At 58.0% G+C, this 23072-nt stretch carries 21 protein-coding genes, 1 tRNA gene and 1 pseudogene; 21 read left to right on the top strand and 2 right to left on the bottom strand.

Going from position 1 to position 23072, the window contains the following annotated elements:
- Positions 1-9: 9 nt before the first annotated feature.
- The 6 genes from AB1772_04580 (at position 10) to AB1772_04605 (ending at position 6363) form a co-directional block, all read left to right on the top strand.
- Positions 10-2310, top strand: coding sequence for a ComEC/Rec2 family competence protein (locus AB1772_04580; protein MEW5795619.1), 2301 nt, complete (start codon positions 10-12; stop codon positions 2308-2310).
- Between the two features lie 186 nt (positions 2311-2496).
- Positions 2497-3708 (top strand): DUF4388 domain-containing protein, encoded by a 1212-nt coding sequence (locus AB1772_04585; protein ID MEW5795620.1) that lies wholly within the window; start codon positions 2497-2499, stop codon positions 3706-3708.
- A complete protein-coding gene (locus AB1772_04590; protein ID MEW5795621.1) occupies positions 3705-4067 on the top strand; it encodes a hypothetical protein in 363 nt (120 codons plus the stop codon). The genes AB1772_04585 and AB1772_04590 overlap by 4 nt, the downstream gene beginning before the upstream one ends.
- A gap of 106 nt (positions 4068-4173) precedes the next feature.
- Entirely contained in the window at positions 4174-5043 is an 870-nt protein-coding gene (locus tag AB1772_04595) for a tetratricopeptide repeat protein (GenBank protein ID MEW5795622.1), read from the top strand.
- A gap of 17 nt (positions 5044-5060) precedes the next feature.
- On the top strand, positions 5061-6038 hold the full coding sequence (locus AB1772_04600; GenBank protein ID MEW5795623.1) for a hypothetical protein: 978 nt from the start codon (positions 5061-5063) through the stop codon (positions 6036-6038).
- Positions 6022-6363, top strand: a complete 342-nt coding sequence (locus AB1772_04605) for a roadblock/LC7 domain-containing protein (protein MEW5795624.1) — start codon at positions 6022-6024, stop codon at positions 6361-6363. The genes AB1772_04600 and AB1772_04605 overlap by 17 nt, the downstream gene beginning before the upstream one ends.
- 38 nt (positions 6364-6401) lie before the next feature.
- Here the strand turns inward: AB1772_04605 and AB1772_04610 are convergent.
- A pseudogene (locus AB1772_04610) lies at positions 6402-6536 on the bottom strand (hypothetical protein).
- Between AB1772_04610 and AB1772_04615 the strand changes: the two are divergent.
- From AB1772_04615 to AB1772_04670, 12 genes are all read left to right on the top strand, one after another.
- Positions 6497-7450, top strand: coding sequence for an ADP-ribosylation factor-like protein (locus tag AB1772_04615; protein ID MEW5795625.1), 954 nt, complete (start codon positions 6497-6499; stop codon positions 7448-7450). The pseudogene AB1772_04610 and the gene AB1772_04615 overlap by 40 nt on opposite strands.
- A gap of 18 nt (positions 7451-7468) precedes the next feature.
- Positions 7469-7954 (top strand): roadblock/LC7 domain-containing protein, encoded by a 486-nt coding sequence (locus AB1772_04620; protein ID MEW5795626.1) that lies wholly within the window; start codon positions 7469-7471, stop codon positions 7952-7954.
- Between the two features lie 77 nt (positions 7955-8031).
- Positions 8032-9729 (top strand): type IV-A pilus assembly ATPase PilB, encoded by a 1698-nt coding sequence (pilB, locus tag AB1772_04625; GenBank protein ID MEW5795627.1) that lies wholly within the window; start codon positions 8032-8034, stop codon positions 9727-9729.
- 161 nt (positions 9730-9890) lie between these two features.
- On the top strand, positions 9891-10967 hold the full coding sequence (locus AB1772_04630; protein MEW5795628.1) for a type IV pilus twitching motility protein PilT: 1077 nt from the start codon (positions 9891-9893) through the stop codon (positions 10965-10967).
- A 39-nt stretch (positions 10968-11006) separates the two neighbouring features.
- Complete coding sequence (locus tag AB1772_04635; protein MEW5795629.1) at positions 11007-12206, top strand: type II secretion system F family protein; 1200 nt, start codon at positions 11007-11009, stop codon at positions 12204-12206.
- A gap of 104 nt (positions 12207-12310) precedes the next feature.
- Positions 12311-13990, top strand: a complete 1680-nt coding sequence (locus AB1772_04640; protein MEW5795630.1) for an ATP-binding protein — start codon at positions 12311-12313, stop codon at positions 13988-13990.
- Positions 13991-14062: 72 nt separating this feature from the next.
- Entirely contained in the window at positions 14063-15862 is a 1800-nt protein-coding gene (locus AB1772_04645; protein ID MEW5795631.1) for a peptidylprolyl isomerase, read from the top strand.
- A gap of 58 nt (positions 15863-15920) precedes the next feature.
- A complete protein-coding gene (locus tag AB1772_04650; protein MEW5795632.1) occupies positions 15921-16478 on the top strand; it encodes a phosphatidate cytidylyltransferase in 558 nt (185 codons plus the stop codon).
- Between the two features lie 195 nt (positions 16479-16673).
- Complete coding sequence (locus tag AB1772_04655) at positions 16674-16880, top strand: cold shock domain-containing protein (protein MEW5795633.1); 207 nt, start codon at positions 16674-16676, stop codon at positions 16878-16880.
- Positions 16881-17012: 132 nt separating this feature from the next.
- Positions 17013-18044 (top strand): GntG family PLP-dependent aldolase, encoded by a 1032-nt coding sequence (locus tag AB1772_04660; protein ID MEW5795634.1) that lies wholly within the window; start codon positions 17013-17015, stop codon positions 18042-18044.
- Complete coding sequence (locus tag AB1772_04665; protein ID MEW5795635.1) at positions 18041-18814, top strand: MBL fold metallo-hydrolase; 774 nt, start codon at positions 18041-18043, stop codon at positions 18812-18814. The genes AB1772_04660 and AB1772_04665 overlap by 4 nt, the downstream gene beginning before the upstream one ends.
- A gap of 229 nt (positions 18815-19043) precedes the next feature.
- The gene (locus AB1772_04670) at positions 19044-19565 is read left to right on the top strand and encodes a multiheme c-type cytochrome (protein ID MEW5795636.1); all 522 of its coding nucleotides are present in this window, start codon (positions 19044-19046) and stop codon (positions 19563-19565) included.
- A gap of 137 nt (positions 19566-19702) precedes the next feature.
- Here the strand turns inward: AB1772_04670 and AB1772_04675 are convergent.
- Positions 19703-19776, bottom strand: a tRNA-Pro gene (locus AB1772_04675).
- A 233-nt stretch (positions 19777-20009) separates the two neighbouring features.
- Between AB1772_04675 and rlmN the strand changes: the two genes are divergently transcribed.
- From rlmN to AB1772_04690, 3 genes are read left to right on the top strand one after another with little or no spacing between them, the layout of a single operon-like run.
- Positions 20010-21041, top strand: a complete 1032-nt coding sequence (gene rlmN, locus AB1772_04680; protein ID MEW5795637.1) for a 23S rRNA (adenine(2503)-C(2))-methyltransferase RlmN — start codon at positions 20010-20012, stop codon at positions 21039-21041.
- Between the two features lie 9 nt (positions 21042-21050).
- Entirely contained in the window at positions 21051-22460 is a 1410-nt protein-coding gene (locus AB1772_04685) for a hypothetical protein (GenBank protein MEW5795638.1), read from the top strand.
- The gene (locus AB1772_04690) at positions 22457-22882 is read left to right on the top strand and encodes a hypothetical protein (protein ID MEW5795639.1); all 426 of its coding nucleotides are present in this window, start codon (positions 22457-22459) and stop codon (positions 22880-22882) included. Before AB1772_04685 ends, AB1772_04690 begins: the two co-directional genes overlap by 4 nt.
- The last annotated feature ends 190 nt before the right edge of the window (positions 22883-23072 follow it).

A 23072-nucleotide genomic window follows, 5' to 3' on the forward strand; every position in this document is an offset into this window, starting at 1 on the left:
CGGGGGACTGTGCTGAAAAGTTATCCCAGTCTTTTCCTACTTGGCTTTGTAGTCGCTGGAATCGTGGCGGCGTACCTGGTTACGCCGCCGTTGGCGTTGTGTGTCTCAGTAGGCGTAATTGCCCTGGCGCTGGCGGTATGGCAGCGCAGGAAGGAGCGCTGGGCCGTGTCGGCTCTCCTGGCCGGGTTGGCTCTGACTGCGGTGGCTGCGGTCAGCTTCACGCTGCGGTTCCATGTCGGCGGCACGGATCATATTCGGCAGGTCCTCGCGGTACCCACGCTGTGCCGGGTGTTCGGACAGGTCGACGACTGGCCTGAAATGAGACGGGGGAGGACCGAAATAACTATTGAAGTCGACTCGCTCTCCTTCCGCTCCGCTGCTGCTTCGCAGACTCGTCGAGTCTACGGACGCCTGCTTTTGAAGGTAACCGACACCACCACTTTGCTCCAGCGCGGCGATCGCATCGCTTTCTCTGCGCGCGTCTACCCGGTGCGTGCCGGGCGACACGACGACTTCGATTACGGTCGCTATCTCAACCTGCGGGGAATTTCCGCGCAGGCTTTCCTGCCCACCCTGCTAAGCGTACATGTGGATCGGCGCCCCCCTGTCGGTTTCTGGCCGATTGTAGATGACATCAGGGAGACCATTCGCGCGAGCTTCGACCGAAACCTCAGCCCGGTGACATCGGCCCTGGCGCGCGGTTTCCTCATCGGCGAAACCAGGGATATTCCCCCTGCCGTCTACACCCTGTTTCGCGACAGCGGCACGCTGCACCTGCTGGCAGTGTCCGGCGCCAACGTGGCCCTGGTGATCATCTTCTTTCTGTGGGTGATGCGCCCGTTCTGGCTGGGACCTGCCACCCGTTCGATCGTTCTCCTGATTGTTATAGCTGTATTCGCAGGGGTTTCTTACGGGGACCCGTCGGTCATGCGCGCGTCTATTATGGCAGCGCTTGTTCTGGGTGCGCGCTTGCTCGGACGCCCGTTCGATCTGAACAATATCATCGCGGTGACGGCGTTGATCGTCTTGCTCGTTCGGCCGGCGCAGCTTTTCGACGTAGGTTTCCAGTTGTCTTTCGTGACTGCCTGGGGGCTGGTTTTTGTCGTGCCGCGGCTGGCCGTGCTGTTCCAGCCGGTTCACGAGCGTCGCTGGTATCGGTGGCTGGTCTTGCCGGCAATGGTCGCTTTGGTCGCGCAGTTGTTTTCGACACCCTTGATTGCGCTGTACTTCGAGCGAATTCCCGTCATCTCTCTGGCGGCCAATCTGGCAGTTGTGCCGTTGGTGTCAGTCGGCGTCATTGGTATACTCGTCCTGCTGGTAGCTGATCTAATATGGCCATTGCTCGGCGCCTGGGTGGGCAGCCTAGTGAATCTCTGGCTGAACGCAGTCGTGATAGTCCTGCAGGTTTTCGGTGGCGACCACATGCCGGTTCTGGGGGCCGGTGCGCTTTTCGCTTCAAGCCTGGGGTCGTTGATAGTCGTCTTTATCTATGTGCTGCTCACTCTGACTGTAGTGGCAATCGTCCGCACATGGGCCAGAAAGGTTGTTGTATTCGGAGTTCTTCTGGCAGCAAACGCATACCTCGTCGCCGGTGTCGCGGCATCGTTGGACGGCGATTCAGCACGATTGCGAATCGAACGCATCCCCGGCGGATTGAGCGTTACGCTCTCGACACCCGAACAAGCCGATGGCGATCTCGTCATCACCAATCTCACCCGTACGGCCTACGCCGCCGATTCCAGCATGCTCGTCCCGAACCTGCGCCGTCAAAATGTCTCACGGCTTCGCCACCTGGTGGTGTTGGCCGCAGATTTCGATGCCATGGACTACATTCTGCGGCTGGCGCAGCGGTTTTCCGCTGACACCATCTGGATAGCTCGAGGTCTTGCAGGTACGGTCAGTGACGCGCAGGGCTTTCGTCGTGACATCGCATACGCCGGCGCCATTGTCCCGTTCGGCGGCCGAATCGATTCCACGGGACGGTCGGGATGCCACCTTGGAGACGGGTATGTCGGCATTCGGGTCGGCGACGCTCAAATTGAAGTTGTGGAGTCGACGTCGCTGCATCGGCCGTCTTCACTACCTGAGGCACAGAACCGTTTACTGGTAATCAGCGGACGCTGGACGCCAAACTCCGAAGACTGGCGCCGGATTGCAGAAGCCCGATATGACCGAATCATCTGTTCAGAAATCGCACAGGCGTCCGGAGCCTCGTGGCCGGATGTCGAATTTGACACCGATGCCGTCACCCCAGACTTCGTGCAGGATTTGTCGCGCCTTGGCATGATCGAAATCGACCTCCCTCGCTGATTAGTCTCAGAGCTCATGCGCCAAGGGATGTCGATTTAGCGTGCCATAGGGCGATCCTGCCCAACAGCGCCCCGGCTGGCTGCCCTTTCGCTTAAAGGAAAGCCCCTTTTGGCCCGATAACTATAAAGAATTGGCGTCAAAACAGGACCAGACTGCCTATCGAACTATGTCCAGGAAGTGACTAAGATGAGTTTATCAGGTAATCTGAGAACAGTGGCGTTCCCCGACATCCTTCAGCTTCTTGCCACCGGCAAGAAAACCGGAATGCTGGAGTGCCGTACCACGACCCGCCAGAAGGAAGTTGCCTTCAAAGACGGCAATATCGTGTACGCGTCGTCGGTCAACAGCGCGGAGGATTTGCTCGGCAACATGCTGCTGAAACGGGGGCGGATTTCCAAGTCGGATCTCGAACGCGCGATCGGCCTGCACAAACAGACCGGCCGCCAGCTCGGCACGACCCTGATCGACATGGGGCTGTTCGACAAGAATGAGATCGCCGAGTGCCTCAAGCTCCAGATCGAGGAGATCGTGTACAACCTGTTCTCGTGGCAGGAGGGCGATTTTGTCTTCCACGAGGGAGTCGCGCCGCGCAACGCGCCCTTTTTGATCGAGCTGGCCACCATGAACGTGATCATGGAGGGCACGCGCCGAATCGACGAGTGGATGGAGATTCAGAAAGTACTTCCGGCCGACGACGTTCTGCTGCGCATCTCCAAGTCACCTAAGTCGAACCGAGAAGAACTGACCATTTCGATGGATGAGTTCCGCCTGCTGTCGCTCATCAACGGTGAACGAACCCTCCCCGAGCTGATCAATCTCTCGCCTATGGGCGAGTTCGTCACCTGCCGAGCGCTCTACCGTCTGATTGTCAATCACCTCGTTGAGGTGGCCGGCAAGAGCGAAAAGGCCCAGGATGCGGAACTCGAGGACGAGGAAGAGGCGGTGCTGGCGATTGTCTTCAAGCTGTACTCAAATTGTTTCTATCAGGTGCACTCCCGCGTAGCCCAAATGCTGGGCGGCGAGAACACCAAGTACCCGTCGTTCGCATCGAAGTACCGCTCCGGCCTGACCACGTTCTTCCCTGGGGTAGATCCCCGCTCCGACCTGATGCCGCCATTTGAAAAGTTTGTGGCGGCCGTGCGCTCCATGCCCGAACACATCCGCTATCATCAGCTCATGGCCGGACTGGAGAGGATGCTTTCCGAGCAGCTCCTGTATGTCTACCAGCTTCTGGGCGACGGGGTCTTTCATGACACGATGACCAAAGTGAAAATGGAAATATCGGAACCGCTGGCCAGTCGGCGCGATCTGGTCAAACGGTACAACATCGAAGAAGATTTCTACGGTACGATCAAGCGTGCCGACAAAATGGTGAAGCTTTTGAGGGGTTCGTTATGAAGATGACCGGCATAACTACGTTGGTTCTGGTTTTTGGCCTGGTCGGCCGCAGCGAGGCGGCCAACCTGGGTGTGATTGTCAGCCCGCCGAATTTTCTGAGTCTGGTGGTGCTTGGCCTCGCGGTGGCGGCCATCGTGGTCGGCTTCCAGCTCTTGGGAGTCATTCGCGGAGGTTACCTTAGCCGGGCGTGGCAGATCTTTATCGCCGGTTTCGGCGTCCTGGCGCTCGCTCAAATCCTCACTCTGGTGCGGGTGACCGAGATTGCACCCATCCCGGCCTGGGTGGCTCCGGCTTTGACGGCAATCGCCGCGGGAGTGTTCTTCTACGGAGTTTTCGAGACGAAAAAGGTCTTGAGCTGAGTTTATTTGTGTTGACATAACCGCTTGGGAGATATATAAATACCACAGCCCGGATTCGACCTCTCAGGCAACCGATTGATATTTCGGAAGTTACGAGCGGAAGCTAATGACAGTCGACTTGGAAATCGATAATCGCATCACCAAGTGCCAGAAGATACTGGAGATGGATCCCAATTCGCAGATCTTCGCGGCGCTGGCGGAGGCGTACCGCAAAAAGGGCGAACTGGAAAAGGCGTTCCAGGTCTGTCACAATGGCCTGCGCCTGCATCCTAACTACGGCGCCGCCCACATGGTGATGGCCAGGGTCAACCTTGATCGCGGTCTCTACGATTGGGCTGAAGCCGAGTTGGAGAGGGCGCGGCAGGTCGACGGGAACAGCCGGACGATCGAACTCCTTCTGGCGGAGATCTACATATACAAGGGCGAGTACCAGGCCGCCATCCGCCTACTCAAGCGGCTCGCCGCATCCGATCCCGGCAACGATCATGTTCAGCGCCTGCTCGATATCGCTCTGCGCATTCCGCAGGAACAACAGGCTGAGCTTGGTGGCCCGGAGCCGGAACCGGAGCCGGTAAAACCTGAGCCGGTCACGCCGACTGCGCCCGTGCCAAGACCCTTGGCTCCGACCCGCCTGAGTCCGGCTGAGATGCTGGCCGAATCGCTTCAGATAGGCGGTGTGGGCGGGGCGTTGTATGTCAATTCGGAAGGCTTGGTCCTCGAGACGAAGTGGAGTTCCAAAGCCGATCCGGCGGTATGTGGTGCGTCCATGGCTGAGGTCAGCAAGTTCCTCGACCAGGAGCTGATGAAGATTTCATTTGGCCGGGTTGGAGCAGTGCTTATCGAGACGGGTCGCCAGGTGTTCTATATCATCCGCGTAAGCGGCGGGATGTTTGTCATCATGAGCGACGCCAACGTAAATCTCGGTTCGCTGCGAATGAGGATGGCCACGCTGGTCGAACGAGTGCAGATACTTTAGGCAGGGCAGATATGGAAATGACCGGTCAGACTAACCGACGAATCATCATCTTCTCTTTGGGTGCGGTGATTGTACCTCTGGTGGTGTTTCCGTCCCGCCTCGGGACCGATATTGCCCGGGCCTCCCTGGTCAATGCGCTTTACGAACTGGTTTACTACGGCGTTGTGATATTCATATTCCACCGCAGTACCACGCTGCTTCGGCTGATTCAGGGAGCCGGGGTCTGTTTGATCTACCGCCTCGCCCTCGGCGCAGTGTTCGGACTGCTGCTGGCGGCTGTCTATTCGCTGCAGACCAGGGTATCACTCACGCTGGGGATGTCCGGTTATCTCCCCGCTATACTGTTTCAAATAGCGCTGGCGCCGTTCGTGCTCAAGCCGGTGGTCGATCAGCTCTATGGTGATGAACCAGTACGGCGTCGGGCTGCCCCGCCAATTCAGACCGACACGCGCGCGGAGTTTGTCCGCCCGGCACACGTTCCGGTCAAGCCTAAGGCGGCCCCGGAGGCGCCGAAGGTCCCGGCATTCGCGGCTGCCCGTAAACCCGATTCCGCAGCATACCACCGGAGTGCGGACTCCATGCGTGAACTTAACGGTTTCGATAGAGCCGTCTATTACCTTGGCGAACACAGCGCCGTGCAGCTGGCGACAATCGTGGACAGCGAGGGACTCACTCTGGGCAGCTTCAAGCGCGGTCAGGTCCGCCCTGAAGACTGGGCGCCGCTGGCTCTGCTGGTCGTGGGGGAGAGCGGCCAGGTGCTGGAGCGGGGGAATTTGGACGGTCTTGAAAAAGTCGACTTAATACTAAAAGATAAACGCCTGGTTGTGGCGCGGCCCGAGGGTCTCTACCTGATGGTCCTGGCCGAGCGCCACGATGATGACCTGCTCAACATCCGCATCAACCAGGCGCTGGAGATGATTAATAAGTTTGTCGCCGAGCGTTACGGCAATAAACTGCACCCGAACGCGGAGAGAGTTCATGTACCAAGTGCTTAGCGATCTCAATAAGACGCCCGGTGTGACCGGCTCAATGGTAGTCGGTAACGACGGTATCGTAATTGCCGCCGACATGGCGTCCGGTTTCGAGGGTGAGACAGTCGGCGCCCTGGCGGCGTCGATCACGTCCAACATCCAGAAATCCCTGGACCGTTTGGACACCACGCCCTGGACTCAGGTGACAATAGAGGCGGACGATGCCAAGCTCTTCTTCACCGACGCCAGCCTGGGCATACTCGTGGTCACTACCGAAAAGGTGGTGAACATCGGGCTGATTCGTCTGGAGATACGAAACGCCATAGACAAGCTCAAGCTGTCGACCTGATCAGTCAGAGAATAGGATTACTTTCTATATGGTCTCAATCAACTACTCGGCTCGTGAGGTATGCTGCAAAATTGTCTACTACGGACCGGGTTTATCCGGCAAGACGACCAACCTGCAGTATATCCACTCGAAGGTGCCGCAGAACACCCGGGGCAAGCTGATCTCGCTGGCCACCGAAGCCGACCGCACCCTGTACTTCGATTTCCTGCCCATCAATATAGGCACGATCAACGATTTTCAGGCGAAGTTCCAGTTGTATACGGTGCCGGGACAGGTCTACTACAACGCTACCCGCAAGCTGGTGCTTCGAGGCGTGGACGGCCTGGTTTTTGTCGCCGACAGCCAGGCGGACAAGATGGATGAGAACATCGAGTCGCTGGCCAACCTCGAAGAAAACCTGCGCGAATACGGCTACGATATCAATCAGTTGCCGCTGGTGCTGCAGTTCAATAAGCGTGACCTGCCGAACGTGCTGTCGGTTCAGGAACTCAACGCCCGTCTTAATCCCCGAGGCCTGCCTTTTTTCGAGGCCTCGGCGCCATCAGGAAAAGGAGTATTCGACACCCTCAAGTTGATCATAAAGCTGGTGCTGGACAAAGCCAAATCCGCCGGATCGTCGGCGATGAGCCAACGGGCAGCGCCGCCGCCAGCGGAAGCGGCGCCGTATCCATCCGGTGAGCGGGTGGCCGCCGCGCCGCAGCCGACCGCCGAGACAATTCCGACTCGAACCGACTCGCCCCAGCCGGTAACCGCCGCACCCGACTGGAGAACCGCCGCGCAACCCGCGGCGAGTGAGTGGAACGCTCCGTCGCAGCCGACAGTGGCGGTAGCTCCCGATCCCGCGTTTCGTCCGTATCCGGGCAGTGATCGCCAGATGTCTGCGGAGCGTCGCACGGGCCGCGTGCCTGTCGTGTCCGCACCACGGGAGCTGCCGGCGGCATCATTAGAGAAAAACATCGGTTCCGATTCACGTGAGCACGCGACCGGCGCCGGTTCGATGAATACACCCCAGATGGCCCCCTCGCTCAGGCGTCGCGCCGCGAACAAGAAACGCAGCTTTTTCAAGCGCCTGTTCGGGATCAAATAGTTTTGCCTGGAGGACACTATGTCTGACGACAGTCTGATTATCTACGAAGAAGAAATAGCAACCATTGATGCACTTCTGAAGAAGATGCTCAAAGGGGCCGAGGCCAAGTGCGCTCTGCTGGTGGACAAGGACGGCCACCTGATCACGCGACAGGGCTTTACCCACTCGCTTGATACCACTGCGCTGGCGGCACTGCTGGCGGGCTCTTTCGCCTCGACCCGGGAAATCGCCCGGCTGGTCGGCGAATCCGAGTTTTCGGTGCTCTTCCACCAGGGTAAGAAAGACCACATCCACATGTCTATTGTGGGGGACCGCTCCATTCTTGTAGTTATATTCGACGATCGCACCACGATCGGTATGGTTCGCCTGTACGCCAAGGAGACGGCCGATGAGCTCGCCCGGGTGTTCAAGAACATCCGGGAGCGGAAAGAACCAGCCGAAGCGCTAAGCGGGGATTTCTCGGACAAGGCGCAGGAAAGGCTGAACGACATCTTCCAGGATTGACCCCAGCCGCCGCCGGACCGAAAGTCCGGGAGGTCATTCAATAATACGAGGTCCTTTGCTGAAGTATTAGGCTGATTATGTCTGCGGAACTTAGTGCCATTCTGGTAAAAGCGGGGAAGATCACCCAGGATCAGGCGAATGCGGCACTGGAACGTTCCAAACAGACCAAGGAAAAATTCTCCAAAGTCCTGGTTGACCTGGGGGCGGTCGCCTCGGAAGACGAGGTCATAAACTTTGTCGGCAAGCACCTTAAGATCGGTGCGCTGCGGCTGAGCGATGTCGAGCTCAACCCCGAAGTAGTCAAGCTCATCCCGCTCGATATCGCCCGCAAGTTCAAAGTCATCGCCATCAGCAAGATCGGCAAGACGCTGCTGGTGGCCATCAGCGACCCCAATAACATCTACGTACTCGACGCTATCAAGTTTATCACCGGTTGCAATGTCCAGCCGGCGATCGCGCCCGAAAGAGAAATCGAGAAGGCGATCGAGCAATACTACGCCGACACCGGCGCCCTGTCTGAAATCGTCAAAGGTCTCGAAGACGATCCGGATCTCGAGGTCGTTTCCACCGAGGACATCCCCTCCGAGACCGACCTGATGTCTCAGATTCAGGACAAGCCTCTGGTCAAGCTGGTGGATTCGATCATCGGCGACGCCATCCGGATGGGGGCTTCCGATATCCACTTCGAGATGTACGAGAAGAAGATTCGCGTGCGCTACCGTATCGACGGCGAGCTTCAGGAGATGGCCCCGCTGCCCTTCAAATACCGCGCCGCCATCGTGTCGCGTATCAAGATTATGGCCGAACTGGACATTTCGGAACGTCGGTTACCCCAGGACGGGCGCATCAAGATCAAGATCACCGGTCGCACGGTCGACCTTCGTGTCTCGGTGCTGCCGACCATATTCGGCGAGAAGGTCGTAATGCGAATTCTCGATCCGATGGCGCTGCGGATAGATATGACCCAGCTCGGTTTTCGCGAGCCCGACCTGGCTCGCTTCCATGAGCGCATTCACGCGCCGTTCGGCATTGTGCTGGTCACCGGCCCGACGGGTTCAGGTAAGACGACAACGCTGTACTCCGCGCTTCAGCAGTTGAATACAATCGATGTCAACATCATGACCGCCGAGGACCCGGTCGAGTTCAATTTCGAGGGGATTAATCAGGTAGCGGTCAAGCCGGACATCGGACTGACCTTCGCCAACGCCCTGCGCTCATTCCTTCGTCAGGACCCGGACATCATCATGGTCGGTGAGATTCGTGATAGTGAGACCGCCGAGATCGCCATCAAGGCGGCGCTCACGGGCCATCTCGTGTTTTCGACGCTGCACACCAACGACGCGCCCTCGTCGGTGACTCGTCTAATCGATATGGGTACGCCCAATTACCTCGTGGCGTCGGCCACGCAGCTCATCATGGCCCAGCGCATGGTCAAAAAGATCTGCCAGAAGTGTAAGGAAGAGGTCAACCTGACCGCAGAGCAAGTGGAAGCGCTCAAGATGGGGCCGGAGATGCTCAAGGGTATTCGCGCGTTCCGGGGGAAAGGGTGCAGCGCCTGCAACAACACCGGCAAGTCGGGCCGAACGGGTATCTATGAGGTAATGCCGGTAACTCCGGCTATCGAAGAGATGATCCTCAAAAAGGCTGCCGATTCCGCCATTAGAAAAGTCGCGATGGACGAGGGGATGTTCTCGCTGCGCATGGCGGCGGTGGACAAGATGAAGCAGGGCGTCATCAGTATCGACGAAGTTTTCTCTGTGACCGGTACGAACTAACACTCTCCAGGCTTTATCGTCCCCCCCAGAATCATTTGCCCGTCAATCACTTAAACCGGCCTACCGGCACTTTGGCGGTCAAGATTCTGCTCTGATTACCGATAACAGACAGAGAACAACTTTGGGAGTCAAAACCGCTTTCGCAGAAAGAGGAGTTCTCGATGGTCTCGTTGCGCGAATTGCTGGAACAGATGGTTCGAATGGGTGCATCGGATCTGCACCTCACCGCCGGATCCCCGCCCGTGGTGCGGGTTGACGGTAAACTTCAGCGAATGCCTTATGACATGCTCACCAGTGAGGAAACGAAGAAGATTGCCTATTCGATGCTCAACGAGAAACAGAAGCTAAAATTCGAACAGAATTGGGAGCTTGATTTTTCTTTCGGTATCGAATCAATGAGCCGGTTCCGCGCCAACATCTTCATGCAGCGTGGCAACGCGGCAGTCGCTCTGCGCCAGATTCCCTATGAGATCAAGACTTTTGAGCAGCTTGGTCTGCCTAAAGTGATATCGGATTTCGCCAAGTTGCCGCGTGGCCTCGTACTCGTGACTGGCCCGACCGGCTCCGGTAAATCGACCACGCTCGCGGCCGTAATCGACAAAGTCAATAAAGAGCGCCCGGTGCACATAATCACGGTGGAAGATCCGATCGAATACCTGCACCGCCACCAGATGGCGCTCATAAACCAGCGCGAGGTATACTCGGATACGCCGTCGTTCGCGTCCGCACTGAAGTACGCCCTACGCGAGGACCCGGACGTGGTCCTGGTGGGTGAGATGCGTGACCTGGAGACGATCGAATCGGCGCTCTCGATATCGGAGACCGGCCACCTGGCTTTCGCCACGCTGCACACCAACTCGTGCGCGGAGACGATCAACCGAATTGTGGACGTCTTCCCGACCAATCAGCAGGAGCAGATTCGGGTGACGCTGTCGTTCACGCTGCAGGCCGTGGTGTCACAGGTTTTGATACCGAAAATCGGCGGCGGGCGGGTGCTCGCCATGGAAATCATGATTGCCACGCCGGCGGTCAGAGCGATCATCCGCGATGACAAGATCCATCAATTGTACTCGATGATCCAGTCCGGCCAAAAATACGGAATGAAGACGATGAATCAGTCGCTGGCCGAGCTGTACCAGGCCGGTAAGATTTCCATCAACGATGCCATGGGCACCAGCCACAACCAGCAGGAGCTGAGCGAAATGCTCTCGCGGCAGAAAGCGCCGGCCTACGCCTGAGGCGGCGTGCTGAGATCGGAATGAGAAAGGAATACTGATATGCCAGTTTTCGAGTACAAGGGCAAGACCCTGGCCGGGGCCGCAGTCCAGGGCACCATGAAGGCCAACACCCGCGCCGATCTGGAGCGAGTGCTGCGCCAGAACCGGATCATGGTGGTATCGATAAACAAAAAGGCCGCCGAGATCGATATCAAATTTGGCACCGGCATCAAGAGGGTCGAAATATCCCGCTTCACACGCCAGTTCTCGACCATGATTGGGGCCGGCCTGCCCATGGTGCAGTGTCTCGAAATCCTGGGCGCCCAGACCGAGAACAAGGAACTGGCGAAGGTAATCAACCAGGTCCGCGAGGCTGTACAGGGCGGCGCAACCCTCTCCGATGCGATGAAGCGGCATCCGAAAATATTCGATGAGCTCTACACCAACATGGTGGAGGCCGGTGAAGTCGGCGGAGCGCTCGATACCATCCTGGTCCGCCTTGCGGTCTACCGCGAAAAGGCCGACCAGCTCATTCGCAAGGTCAAAGGCGCCATGGTATACCCGAGCGTCGTTATGATTGTCGCCGCCCTGGTCACATTTGGTATGTTGACCTTTATCGTGCCGGTGTTCGCCAAGATGTTCGCCGGACTCGGTGCTGAGCTTCCCGAGCCCACCAAAGTGGTGCTGGCGATATCGCACTTCCTGAGTTCAAACATCCTATACCTGTTCTTTGGGTCGGTTGGTCTGCTGGCGGTGTTCCTTTATTGGAAACGCACCCCCAGCGGCGGTATGGCGGTGGACAAGGCTATGCTGCGGATTCCGGTCCTCGGTAATCTGGTCAGGAAATCGTCAGTGGCGCGTTTCACCCGCACACTGGCGACACTTCTGGCCTCAGGCGTTTCGATTCTGGAAGCCCTTGACATCACCGCCAAGACGGCGGGCAACAAAGTCGTGGCGCGGGCGATTAACCGCTCGGTCGTGGCCATCGCTGAGGGCGATACCATCACCGGACCGTTGAAGACGTCCGGCGTCTTCCCGCCAATGGTAATCCAGATGATCGGCGTCGGCGAAAAGACCGGCGGCCTGGACGAGATGTTGAACAAGATCGCCGACTTTTACGACGAGGAAGTAGACGCGGCCGTGAGCGCGCTGACCTCGGTGATCGAGCCGGTGATCATCGTGTTCATGGGCATTGTGATCGGCGGCATTATGATCGCGATGTATCTGCCGATGTTCGACATAATTGGAAAGTTCAACTGATCGCGTGGCGCTTTCGGTTGCGTTCAAGTAAGTGAGTCAGGCGGCCCGCCACGGCGGGCCGTTTGCCGTATATGGATAGTACTTCTGCGCCTCAAAGACTCGGCTTGTTTCTGCCGCTGCGACTGGCCACCTATGTGGTCCTGATCGCTATTGTCGTTGCCTGGATGCACTACCCCCGGTATCTGCACTTTCAGGTCATCCTCTACTCGTTCGTGACGTTGGCGTTCGCGATCAGTCTCGCGCTGGAGAAAAGGTCTCGTCTGACCCGGGTGACTCAGGTACTGATTGCTCTGCAGTTCCTGCTCGAAATCACGCTGGAGACCGGGATAATTTTCGTCACCGGCAATCTGCACTCGCCGTTTTCAGCCCTTTTTGTCCTTACTATCGTATCGGCGGCGCTGGCCTACCGCGTGGCCGGCACCCTGGTGGTGGCGTCAGTGGTGTCGGCCGCTTACGTTCTTGCCATCTGGCTTGGATTGAGTAACGTCGCCGGTCAGTTCAGTGTCAAGGTTTTCGAGACCATCTTCTCCTCGAACGATTTGGCGTTCTACGGTATCCTTCTGCACCTGCTCGTTTTCTATCTTACGGCATTCATATCCGGCTATCTGGCCGAACGGCTCAGTCACCAGGAGCGCCAGTTGCACGACGCTTCCAGCGCGCTCAAGCGGGCGCGGCTCGAAACGGATGACATCCTGCGGCACCTCAATTCCGGCCTGCTGACGGTCGATGCCGCCGGCCGCATCATATACTTCAACCGCGCGGCGGAACGGATTCTCGGCTACACCGAAGAAAACGTCAAGGGGATGCCCTGCACCGAGGTGTTCTCGGAGCGGATGCCGGAGCTGGCCGCCTGCCTGATGACCGGGGTACTATCGCGATCAAGCTACCCGCGGAGGGAGCTGGAAATTGTCGATACCAGCAACCGGCGTGTGCCGGTGGGGCTGTCCACCTCGATACTTACCGAGGACTTCGGCGAACTTCGCGGCGTGATCGCCATATTCTCGGACCTGACCGAGGCCAAGGAACTCGAGCAGAAAGTCCGCAACAGCGACCGACTGGCCGCAGTGGGCGAGCTTTCGGCCTCGATCGCTCACGAAATACGCAACCCCCTAGCGGCCATATCGGGGTCGGTTGAAGTCCTGCAAAAGGAGCTTCAGCTTGACGGAGAAAACCACCGGCTCATGGCCCTGATCACCAAGGAATCCCAGCGGCTCAATAAGATCCTCAGCGATTTCCTGACTTACGCCCGCATGGGGCGCCCCGCTTACAATAAAGTAGAACTCTGCCACGTGGTCGCCGACATCCGCGAGCTTTTGCGACGCCACGAGGCGGTGGCGGACAACATTACGCTTGGGTTCGAGACCGATGAATCGATCGCCTATGTTTTCGGCGATGAGGACCTGATCCGGCAACTGCTTATGAATCTGGCCATCAATGCCTGCGAGTCGTTTGATGGCCGTCCCGGGGATGTGACCTTTCGCCTGGAGCGCGGCCCGGGTGAAAATGTGATCCGCTTGAGCGTTGGCGACAACGGCCCCGGTATCGAACCGAGGCTGCAGGAGAAGATCTTCCAGCCATTTTACTCCACCAAGAAATCAGGAACCGGCCTGGGTCTTGCCATAGTCCATCGTATTTGCAATGCGCTGCGCTTGCGCCTCGACCTGGATAGCCTTCCCGGCGAAGGAACCACCTTTACGGTTTGGTTCAGCAGTTACACGCTGGGCCGTTCGATTGCGCCCGGCCTGACCCCTACCGATGAGCGCGCTTCAGTTGCGCCGTTCTAATCCATTTGGCCTTGATTTCGGCCCCCGGATGTATAAGTTGGAGTCTCGATTTTACCGGGAATGGAGTAACGAATGCGCGTTTGTGTTGGCCTCGGCCTGACGTTGGTGACTTGCAGCCTGATTTTCAGCGGTTGCGGGGGTCCGCCGCCGGTCGGATGGGACACTCTCGAGCGCCTCAATTACAACGTGGTCGAAGCCGAGCCGGGCCTTAGAATTCCGGCCAAGCACCTCTATGAGTTGATCTATTTCAGCCGCGTGTCCTCGGTCGGCGGGCCGGTCTCCGATTCTGTAATTCAGGCATTTCGGGACAGCGTGACAGTTGACACGTTGATCGGTCTGACCGTTGACGAATTCGAGCTCGGCAAGCACTGGTACCAGTACCGCGAATATCGTGACCGCACCAACGCCGCTCTGGAGCACCTGTTCTGGACGAACCAGGTCGGGTCGACAATTGCGATCGACTCGCAGGAGGTAATCGACTACTACCACAGCCACGCCGAGGAATTCTCGCTGCCGGAACAGGTGAACATCTATCACATTCTAAGCAGTCCACTCGGGTTTCGCCAGGGACGAGACTCGCTGCTGGTGGCGCGCTTCACGCGTGAGGACCTCGATGCTTTCGCCGAAGTGTTCGTTCATCGGCTCTATCAATTACTGGAGTACGGCGAGCCATTCCAGAACGTAGCGTTCAATTTCTCACACGATGTCATGTCTCGCGAGAAGGGGGGACATCTGGGGTGGACACGACGCGGAGTTTACGTGGACCCGTTCGATTCAATCGCCTTCTCGCTGCAGGATGGCGAGTACTCGGTGCCGTATAAGGATGCCGACGGATGGCATATGCTCTACCGGGCGGCTTATAATCCCGGCGGTCCCCAGCCGCTGGATTCGTCATGGGTATACACCAGAGCGTACAATGCGGTTTTCAACATAAAAGGCTCGGGCCGGGCGAACCGGATTGTGGACAGCCTTCGTAGCGCCGCCGTATTCGAGTACAACGACCTGTTGCTGACCGATACGATTGTTCATCTCGTGGCGGATTCGGTTTGGGCGGCGGTTGTCAATAAGACCGACACGGTTGATTTTTTCCGGCTGAAGGGACTCGAGGACGACTACCGCAAGAGCTATCAGGTCAGCAACACTACTCCGGATATGCGTCGCCTTATGGTGATGCACGCGGCCGGCCCGCTCATAATCGTGCAGGCCGCCCGCAGCCTGGGGCTGGACACGCTCCCCAATCATCGGGCCACCGAGCGCCAGGTCTGGCGCGAAACTGTGAAAGCCCTGCGCCTGGCCTTGCTTTACAATCCTGACACCTGGGCGCCCAGCGATTCGGCCGTCGCGCAGTACTATCAAGAACATTACCACGTGTTCAACCCGCCTCTGTTCATTCGCGCCGAGCAGCTCCTGGTGCAGGAAGAAGAGCTGGCTCATTTCCTGCGCGAGCAGATACAATCGGGATTCACGCTGCCCTACCTGGCTGAATACTACGGCAGGGAAGAGGGGTATTCGGTTATCTATGAAAACATGGGCGTAGTTAAAGAGGGCTCGGTCGACCCAGTCTTGTTCGACGCGCTTCGGCGCACGCACGCCAGTCGGGTAACCAAGGTCGTGAGAACACCGCGCGGCTATCATATCGCCAGAGTGTTGGAACGGGAGTATCCGCAGTCGCTGGACATGGCGGCGGGAGCGATTCGCAGCTTGCTGATCGAGCAGTATCGGCGGCAAAAGTGGTTCGATTTCCGCGATGAACTATTTCGCAAGCAGCAGGTGCGGTTTCCGGGAGTGCTTCCGCCGTTCGAGCTTCCGCGCCTCTCCCAGAGGAATCACCCGCGTACCCTGCCCAGACCAAGCAGTGACTCCTACTTCTGAGCATACCACGGCCGGTGAGATCCCCTTCTCCCAGGAACTCTGGCGGAAAGGGACTCACATGGCAGCCCTCGTGATCCCGACGGGCTATTATGTCCTCGGACTGTCTCCCCGCCAGGCCCTGGCCATTCTGATCCCGATCGCGCTGGCGATGCTCCTGATCGATATCTCGCGCCTTCGTCAATGGGCCTTCTGGCGGAATTTCGCCTCGCGGATTGGCGGCCAAATGGTGCGCGGTCATGAGCAGCTCGGCGATTTCACCGGCGCCACGTACATTCTCATCTCAGTGTGTATGACTATTGCGATGTACAGCAAGCCGGTGGCGATCGCCGCGATCGCGTTCATCATAGTCGGCGATACCTTCGCCGCCCTGGTCGGACGCAAGTTCGGCCGGCACCGGTTTGGGCGCAAATCTGTCGAGGGTTCCGTGGCGTGCCTGGTAGGCACGGCTCTGGTCGCAGTGCTTGCGCCTGGTTTGACTTTGACGGTCGCTTTGGTGGGGGCGACTGTGGCCACGATCACCGAAGCAGTCTCGCTCAAAGTAGACGATAACATCAGCGTGCCGATTGTCTCAGGTCTGGCGATGACATTACTCCAGAGGATACTCGAAAGCAGCTGACAGAATTCAACCGCGCATCTAACTCTTTTGGATACAACAAGTTGCGCGGCTTCCGTTCGGCTATGTTCAGAACTCTGCGTAGTGGACCGATTTTCTTCAAGATTTTGTTGGCGTCAATTTTGAGGGGGGCGTATAATCTATGTAGAGCATGGAGCTCAAACCGGAAACTTTTCACACGGTACTGGAGGTGTACTTGTGTCCAAAGGCCGAGTCAAATATTTCAACGAGAACAAAGGTTGGGGGTTGATTGCTGATCGTGAGTCGGATCGCGACATCTACGTTCATTACACTGCCATCAGGATGGACGGCTACAAGACTCTCAGAGAAGGACAGGAAGTCTTGTACGAAATCACCCATACTGATCGAGGCCCCCAGGCTCTCAATGTGACTCCGCAACTCTGATCAGTCAGTACAACTGTGAAACGCCTCTCCGGACTTCGGTCTGCGGGAGGCGTTTTTTTGTGCAGCGATCACCGCACGTTTCAGTCGTCAATTAGCTTAACAAAGGTCAACCGCGACGATATATTCCCGCCCATGAAAACTATCGATCTCCGCTCTGACACCGTTACCCGACCGTCGCCGGCCATGCGCCAGGCCATCGCCGCCGCGGAGGTTGGCGATGATGTCTTCGGCGACGACCCCACGGTCAAAGAACTTGAAAGGTATGTAGCCGGTCTGTTCGGGCGCGAGGCGGCGCTGTTCGTGCCGTCGGGCACGATGGCCAATCAAATCTGCCTCAATGTGCAGAGCCGCCCCGGCTGGGAGCTGCTCTGCGATCGGGAGTGCCACGTGGTCAACTATGAGGGTGGCGCGCCAGTCCTGCACTCTCAGCTACTGGTCAACCTGATCACGACCGAGCGCGGCATGATCACCGCCGACATGGTCCGCGCCCTCATTCGCCCAAAAAACCTGCATTGCCCCGAGACCAAAATGGTCGCCTTGGAGAACACGCACAACCATCACGGCGGGACTATTCTCCCACAGGATGAGATTGTCAAAGTCAGGGAGGTCTGTGATGAGTTCGGGCTGGTGTTTCACCTTGACGGCGCCCGCATCTGGAATGTCCATGTCGCCACGGGGCTTTCGCTGCCGGAATTGACTCGGCCGTTCGATTCGATCTCGTGCTGTCTCTCCAAGGGATTGGGGGCGCCGGTCGGGTCAATGGTGGTCGGATCCGAGGATTTGATTAACAAAGCGCGGCGCCGGCGCAAAATTCTTGGCGGCGGCATGAGGCAGGTCGGCATCCTGGCGGCGGCCGGTCTGTACGCGACGAAAAACAACATCCCGCGTCTGGCGGAAGATCACGCCAATGCCCGCTTCCTGGCGGAACGGCTGGCAGAGATTAGGGCCCTCGAGGTCGACATGTCCCGGGTGCAGACCAACATCATTCTGGTGAACATCGTTTCCGGCCAGAGTGCCGAGCAGGTGCTGGCCCTGGCTAAGGGTGTCGGGGTGCTTGCCGTTCCTTTCGGGCCAAAAACACTCCGTTTTGTCACTCATCTCGATGCCTCCCGCGCTGACTGCGAGGAGGCCGCCGGTCGGCTGGCCGAGGTGCTGGACCGATGACCCAGGATTCGTTTACCATTTTGGGGTCATCGTCGGGTCTCCCGCAGGCGAACCGCGCCTGCTCGGGGTATCTGTTGGACACGGGCGGCAGCCTCAGCCTGATCGACTGCGGGGGAGGAGTGACATCGTCGTTTCTAAGGCAGGGGTTTGACCCGTTGAAACTCGACCGGGTGTTTATAAGTCACACGCACTCGGATCACTGTTGCGAGCTTTCCCTCGTGATTCAGATGCTGCACGTGCTTCGGGCGAATCGGCGGCTCGACGTCTTCGTGCCCGACGAGTTTGTGCGCCCGTTTTTGTCCTGGCTCAACGCGGTCTATATGTTTCCGCAGCATCTCGCCCTCGACCTGCACATTCGGGGCTACGCTGACGGTTTCAGCTTCCAGGGCGACCGGTTCGAACTCACTGCTCATGCTAATCAGCACCTTGAGAAGGCCGCCGAGATAATCGAGCAATACGATATCCCCAATCGGATGCAGTGCCATTCGTTTAGGATTGCCACCGAGAAGGCGCGTCTTTTCTATTCGGCGGATATTGCCTCGTTCGAGGAAATCATCCCGCACCTGCGCGATCTTGACTACGCTCTCATAGAATCGACCCACATTGAGCTCAGCAAGCTGATCCAATACGCGAAGTCATCCTCCGTCAAAAAGTACATTCTAACCCATCTGGGCAGCCCCGAGGAGCTCGACACGCTTCGGGGGCGGATCGAGGCCGCCGGGGTGGGGGACATCACCCTGGCTGAGGACGGTCTCAGGCTGCAGCTTTGAGCAGCTTACTCAGGCCTATCTGACTGCACCGACGCTGTCGGGCTGAGCCGCCCGCGGCATGCGGAAAAAAAGACTCATCCTTCTCGACAATTGACGGGTAGAATAGGTTGAAATGGACCGTGTAATATTATGCTTGAAAAGCGCCCCTCATGGGCGCATATTTGCAGGCAGCAATATGTGGTTCGGGCCCGCCGTTGCGGGCCAAAATGACAACCTCAGGAGGTTTTCGATGAGTTTCCGTTGGTTGAGCGTGATGTTTACGGCAGTTGCGGTTCTGGCGTTCACGGGGTCGCTGATGGCCCAGGAGGCCGCCAAGACCGAGCCGGCCAAGCACCAGTATGTCGGTGTCAAGGCCTGCAAACTGTGCCACAAGAAGGACGGAATTTTCGACAGCTGGTCGGCAACTGCACACGCCACCGCTTTCGACAAACTGTCCGAGGAAGACAAGAAGAACGAGGCGCTAAAGCCCTATTATACGACCGGGACTACCGCCGAGGGTGAGCTTCTAACCGGCGTGCAGTGCGAGGTTTGCCACGGGCCTGGTTCGGATTACAAGAAGAAGTCAGTTATGGAAAGCCGGGAGGCATCGGTGGCCGCCGGGCTGCTTATTCCGGACGCCAAGACCTGTGCCAAGTGCCATAACGATAAGGCTCCGGCCAAGCTGGCGGCTACAGCCAAGGACTTCGATTTCGCCAAGCTGAAAGAGAAAGGGGCCCACGCTGCGGCGATCAAGACCGAGGCGGCCAAGTAACAACGGTACCCCGTCTTGTTAAAAGAATGTCCAGCGAGCGCCTCCACGAGGGGGCGCTTTGCTGTTTGGCCGACATCGGCTAGGACCCCATGTGGCTGGAAGGCAACTGGGATACCGAATGACTCGATTAGTTTCAATCGGGGTGAGAGGATTTGAACCTCCGACTCCATGCTCCCAAAGCATGTGCGCTACCAGACTGCGCCACACCCCGAAACCGTTGTCCATGATACCGTATCGGCCGGGAGGTGTCAAGCCGTGACCGCAACCCCAGTACACAGGACATCCGTGACCCGTGTGTGGTGGACATCCCCGCCCACCACGCGCCAACGCGGCAGAATTCGTGCGTGGTGGACGTCCTCGTCCGCCACGGCCCAACGAAAAAGAAACTGCCCGGAATGCTATGCAGACCGTTGTCCTTTGGCCGTTCCGCATTAGATTCCCATTATGATTCGACAAAACCTGCTCGGCAACACCGTCAGTCAAATGGAAAAGATTTTCCAGCAGATGGGCGAACGCCCGTACCGGGGCAGGCAGCTCTTCAAGTGGCTGTACAATAACCGGCAGTATGACTTTCAGTCGATGACCGACCTCTCCAAAGAGGTGCGTACTCGTTTGCTGGACAACTACGAATTCCGATTACCGAGCCTACAGATGAAATCGGAATCGAAAGACGGCACGGTCAAATTCCTGTTTCGTCTCGACGACGGTCTGCCGGTCGAAACGGTGCTGATCCCCGATGAAGATCGGCAGACGTTGTGTGTTTCGTCCCAGTCCGGCTGCGCCCTGGCCTGCCGGTTCTGCGCTACCGGCACCATGGGGCTGAAACGAAATCTCTCGGTGGGCGAAATCGTTGGGCAGTTGTTGCACGTGCGCGAGTCTTACGGGGCCGACGCTTATTCCAATGTCGTCTTCATGGGTATGGGGGAGCCTTTCAACAACTACAATAACCTGGTCGAGGCGCTGCGGATAATGACCTCGTCTCTGGGGCTCGGCATCGCCGCCCGGAAAATCACGGTCTCGACTTCCGGTATCACTCCGCTCATCCGCAGGTATGCCGACTCGAAATTGAAGGCGAACCTGGCGCTGTCTCTTCACGCCGCGTTCCAGGAGAAGCGCGAGGCTATCATGCCGGTCGCCCGCACCTACAGGCTCGACAAGTTAATGGACGCGATCAGGTACTACACGCAGCAGACCGGTCGGCGCGTGACTTTTGAATACATCCTCTTCGAAGGCTTCAATGACACCATGGAGGATGTTCTCAGTTTGACCCGGCTGGTGCAGGGGATACCGTGTAAGATTAATGTCCTGGCCTATAACCCGGTGCCGGGTCTTGATTTCACGCGGCCATCGGACGAGCAGGTTGACTGGTTTGCCAGAATGCTGTATCCTCGGACACCGGCTGTGACTGTGCGCAAGAGCCGGGGGCAGGATATCGCCGCGGCCTGCGGGCAACTTGCAGCTCAGATGATTCAATAGGAGCCTCAGATGCAGTTCAAAATGTCGGGCCTTGTTTTCGTTCTGGTCATTCTCAGTACGGCCATCAACGCGTCGGCAGAAGATCCGGAGGTGATAGTCGGCGAGATCGGCTTCCCCAAGCGGGTCTGGGGAACGGGGACACTGGAGTTCGATGTCACCAATAGGACCGATTGGCTGAAATTCCTGGTGGTTGAGACCGATGTCACTTTCGAAGGCTCCTATGTCAACCCGCACCGCGTCACGCGCACGCCATTCGTACTGGAGCCGTCGGCCAAGACCAGGTTCGAACCAAGAATCGTGATCCCGTCCAACTATGGATTAATGAAGCTCTGGGTGCGTCTGTATGACGTAGTCGACACACTGGATGTTCTCGCTGCCGGCACGAAGCTATTCGAGCAGCCGTTCAACATCCGTTTTCATGTGCCCGAGGCGGTCATCCCCTATTTCCAGGAGCGAATCACTCTCCCGCCCCTGGTGGGCCACTACGGCCTGTTTGACAACGAATTCACGCGTCTGCTGCTGGTCCTGGCGAACGAGGGGAAGACTGTGCCGCAGATCGCCGCTATGTGCGAAACCGACACCGCCTTTGTGGCCGAGTGTGTTCTCGGCCTGGCGGCGGCGCGATTTGTTTCACGTTCCGGTGACAGCTTGAAAGTGCTGACACCGGTGATTACCAAGGCGGAGGCGGTCGAGGGGCGGGAACTGGCGGACAGGATCGCCGACCGCCTGGCGCGCAAGCTTGCGGAAAACCTTGGCCGCCGCCGACCGTTTCTCGATTCGCTTATAAGCGCCGGCGTAGCCAGCGGGGACAGCACCGGGTTCAATACCGGCGCACGAGTCTTGTTCCAGCCGCATCCTCTGGTCGGAGGAATGCTCCTCTGGCAGGTGCTGGGGCAGAAGTTCATTACCGGCAGCCGCAGCCTCGAAATCTTCTACGGCACCGACTTCTGCAACCCCAGAATCGGACCTTTTATGTATCTCGTGCTGGGCGGCGACTACTTCAATGGCCATCATTTCTACTGGGCACAGGCCAAAGCGAGCGGCTATGAATCCCGTTTCGGTGACAGCATCCCGCCGATCACCTGCTGGCCGGGGTATGAGAAGAAACTGACGCTCTATGAAAACACCGACTGGAGCTTCGGCCAGGGACTGGATGCGAGAGAAACCTTTTTGTACGACACCGCCATGGTGATCCCCATGATGCGCATGTTGGACCAGGACACCGAGTCGATTCTCAGCGACGCCCTAGAGGAGCTTCGGCATTTGAATAAGAAATGTCGCGAGGGCGACCTCAGCGTAGCGGTTCGATACTGGTTCTGGAATCTCGTGGCATCAGGGACTCTGGACCGCCTCGTGAAGAATGGCGTTGCTTACCGCGTCAGGAGGGGCCAATACCAGTATCAGGAAATACGGCTGTGATGCGAGTCTGCCGCCATGCCTCGCTTCTGGTCTTCCTGCTGATGGGATGCGGCAAAGACGAGCTGCCGTCGCGGGAGCAGATCCCGATCCTGCACGAGCGGCTGTTCGTTCTTGAGAGGGGACTTCGCGACCACAACCGCGCGGCGATCGACTCGCTGCTCTCGGTGGACATTCTCGATCACAAGCAGGACTCCGATTCCCTGCTGCGCTATGTGTACCGGCCGGACCATTCATTCGCCTTTCAGAAACTCGGCGACTACACGATCTTCTTCAATCGCGACCTGGCGGTGATCGACTGCTTCATCATGGACAGCACGTCGGGTCATGACCGCCCGCTACGACTCACCTATCGCCTCGACGATGACAGGTGGCTCGTCACTCAATTCGCTGAGGGTCATCCCGACTCAACCGGCTTGCTGTAGGGTGGCGTCTAGCCTGGCATCGAAGTCGCCGACAGTATAAGCCGTCGGGCAGGGTCGCCCGACGGCACGTAGATGATTATCGCGAGATCCCACCCGTTGGGTGGGGTACCGAAGAGGCCCTTGCGTGAGGTTTTTCGAAATCCAACTTCGATGAGTGGGGCCCCCGCGAAACTCCGCACAAAAAAAGCGC

This window comes from Candidatus Zixiibacteriota bacterium (assembly GCA_040752815.1).
In the GTDB taxonomy this organism is placed as follows: domain Bacteria; phylum Zixibacteria; class MSB-5A5; order GN15; family FEB-12; genus JAGGTI01.

Coding starts and splice junctions, on each gene's coding strand:
- AB1772_04585 (MEW5795620.1), top strand. CDS start 2,497: ATGAGTTTATCAGGTAATCTGAGAACAGTGGCGTTCCCCGACATCCTT.
- AB1772_04590 (MEW5795621.1), top strand. CDS start 3,705: ATGAAGATGACCGGCATAACTACGTTGGTTCTGGTTTTTGGCCTGGTC.
- AB1772_04595 (MEW5795622.1), top strand. CDS start 4,174: ATGACAGTCGACTTGGAAATCGATAATCGCATCACCAAGTGCCAGAAG.
- AB1772_04600 (MEW5795623.1), top strand. CDS start 5,061: ATGACCGGTCAGACTAACCGACGAATCATCATCTTCTCTTTGGGTGCG.
- AB1772_04605 (MEW5795624.1), top strand. CDS start 6,022: ATGTACCAAGTGCTTAGCGATCTCAATAAGACGCCCGGTGTGACCGGC.
- AB1772_04620 (MEW5795626.1), top strand. CDS start 7,469: ATGTCTGACGACAGTCTGATTATCTACGAAGAAGAAATAGCAACCATT.
- pilB (MEW5795627.1), top strand. CDS start 8,032: ATGTCTGCGGAACTTAGTGCCATTCTGGTAAAAGCGGGGAAGATCACC.
- AB1772_04630 (MEW5795628.1), top strand. CDS start 9,891: ATGGTCTCGTTGCGCGAATTGCTGGAACAGATGGTTCGAATGGGTGCA.
- AB1772_04635 (MEW5795629.1), top strand. CDS start 11,007: ATGCCAGTTTTCGAGTACAAGGGCAAGACCCTGGCCGGGGCCGCAGTC.
- AB1772_04645 (MEW5795631.1), top strand. CDS start 14,063: ATGCGCGTTTGTGTTGGCCTCGGCCTGACGTTGGTGACTTGCAGCCTG.
- AB1772_04650 (MEW5795632.1), top strand. CDS start 15,921: ATGGCAGCCCTCGTGATCCCGACGGGCTATTATGTCCTCGGACTGTCT.
- AB1772_04660 (MEW5795634.1), top strand. CDS start 17,013: ATGAAAACTATCGATCTCCGCTCTGACACCGTTACCCGACCGTCGCCG.
- AB1772_04665 (MEW5795635.1), top strand. CDS start 18,041: ATGACCCAGGATTCGTTTACCATTTTGGGGTCATCGTCGGGTCTCCCG.
- AB1772_04670 (MEW5795636.1), top strand. CDS start 19,044: ATGAGTTTCCGTTGGTTGAGCGTGATGTTTACGGCAGTTGCGGTTCTG.
- rlmN (MEW5795637.1), top strand. CDS start 20,010: ATGATTCGACAAAACCTGCTCGGCAACACCGTCAGTCAAATGGAAAAG.
- AB1772_04685 (MEW5795638.1), top strand. CDS start 21,051: ATGCAGTTCAAAATGTCGGGCCTTGTTTTCGTTCTGGTCATTCTCAGT.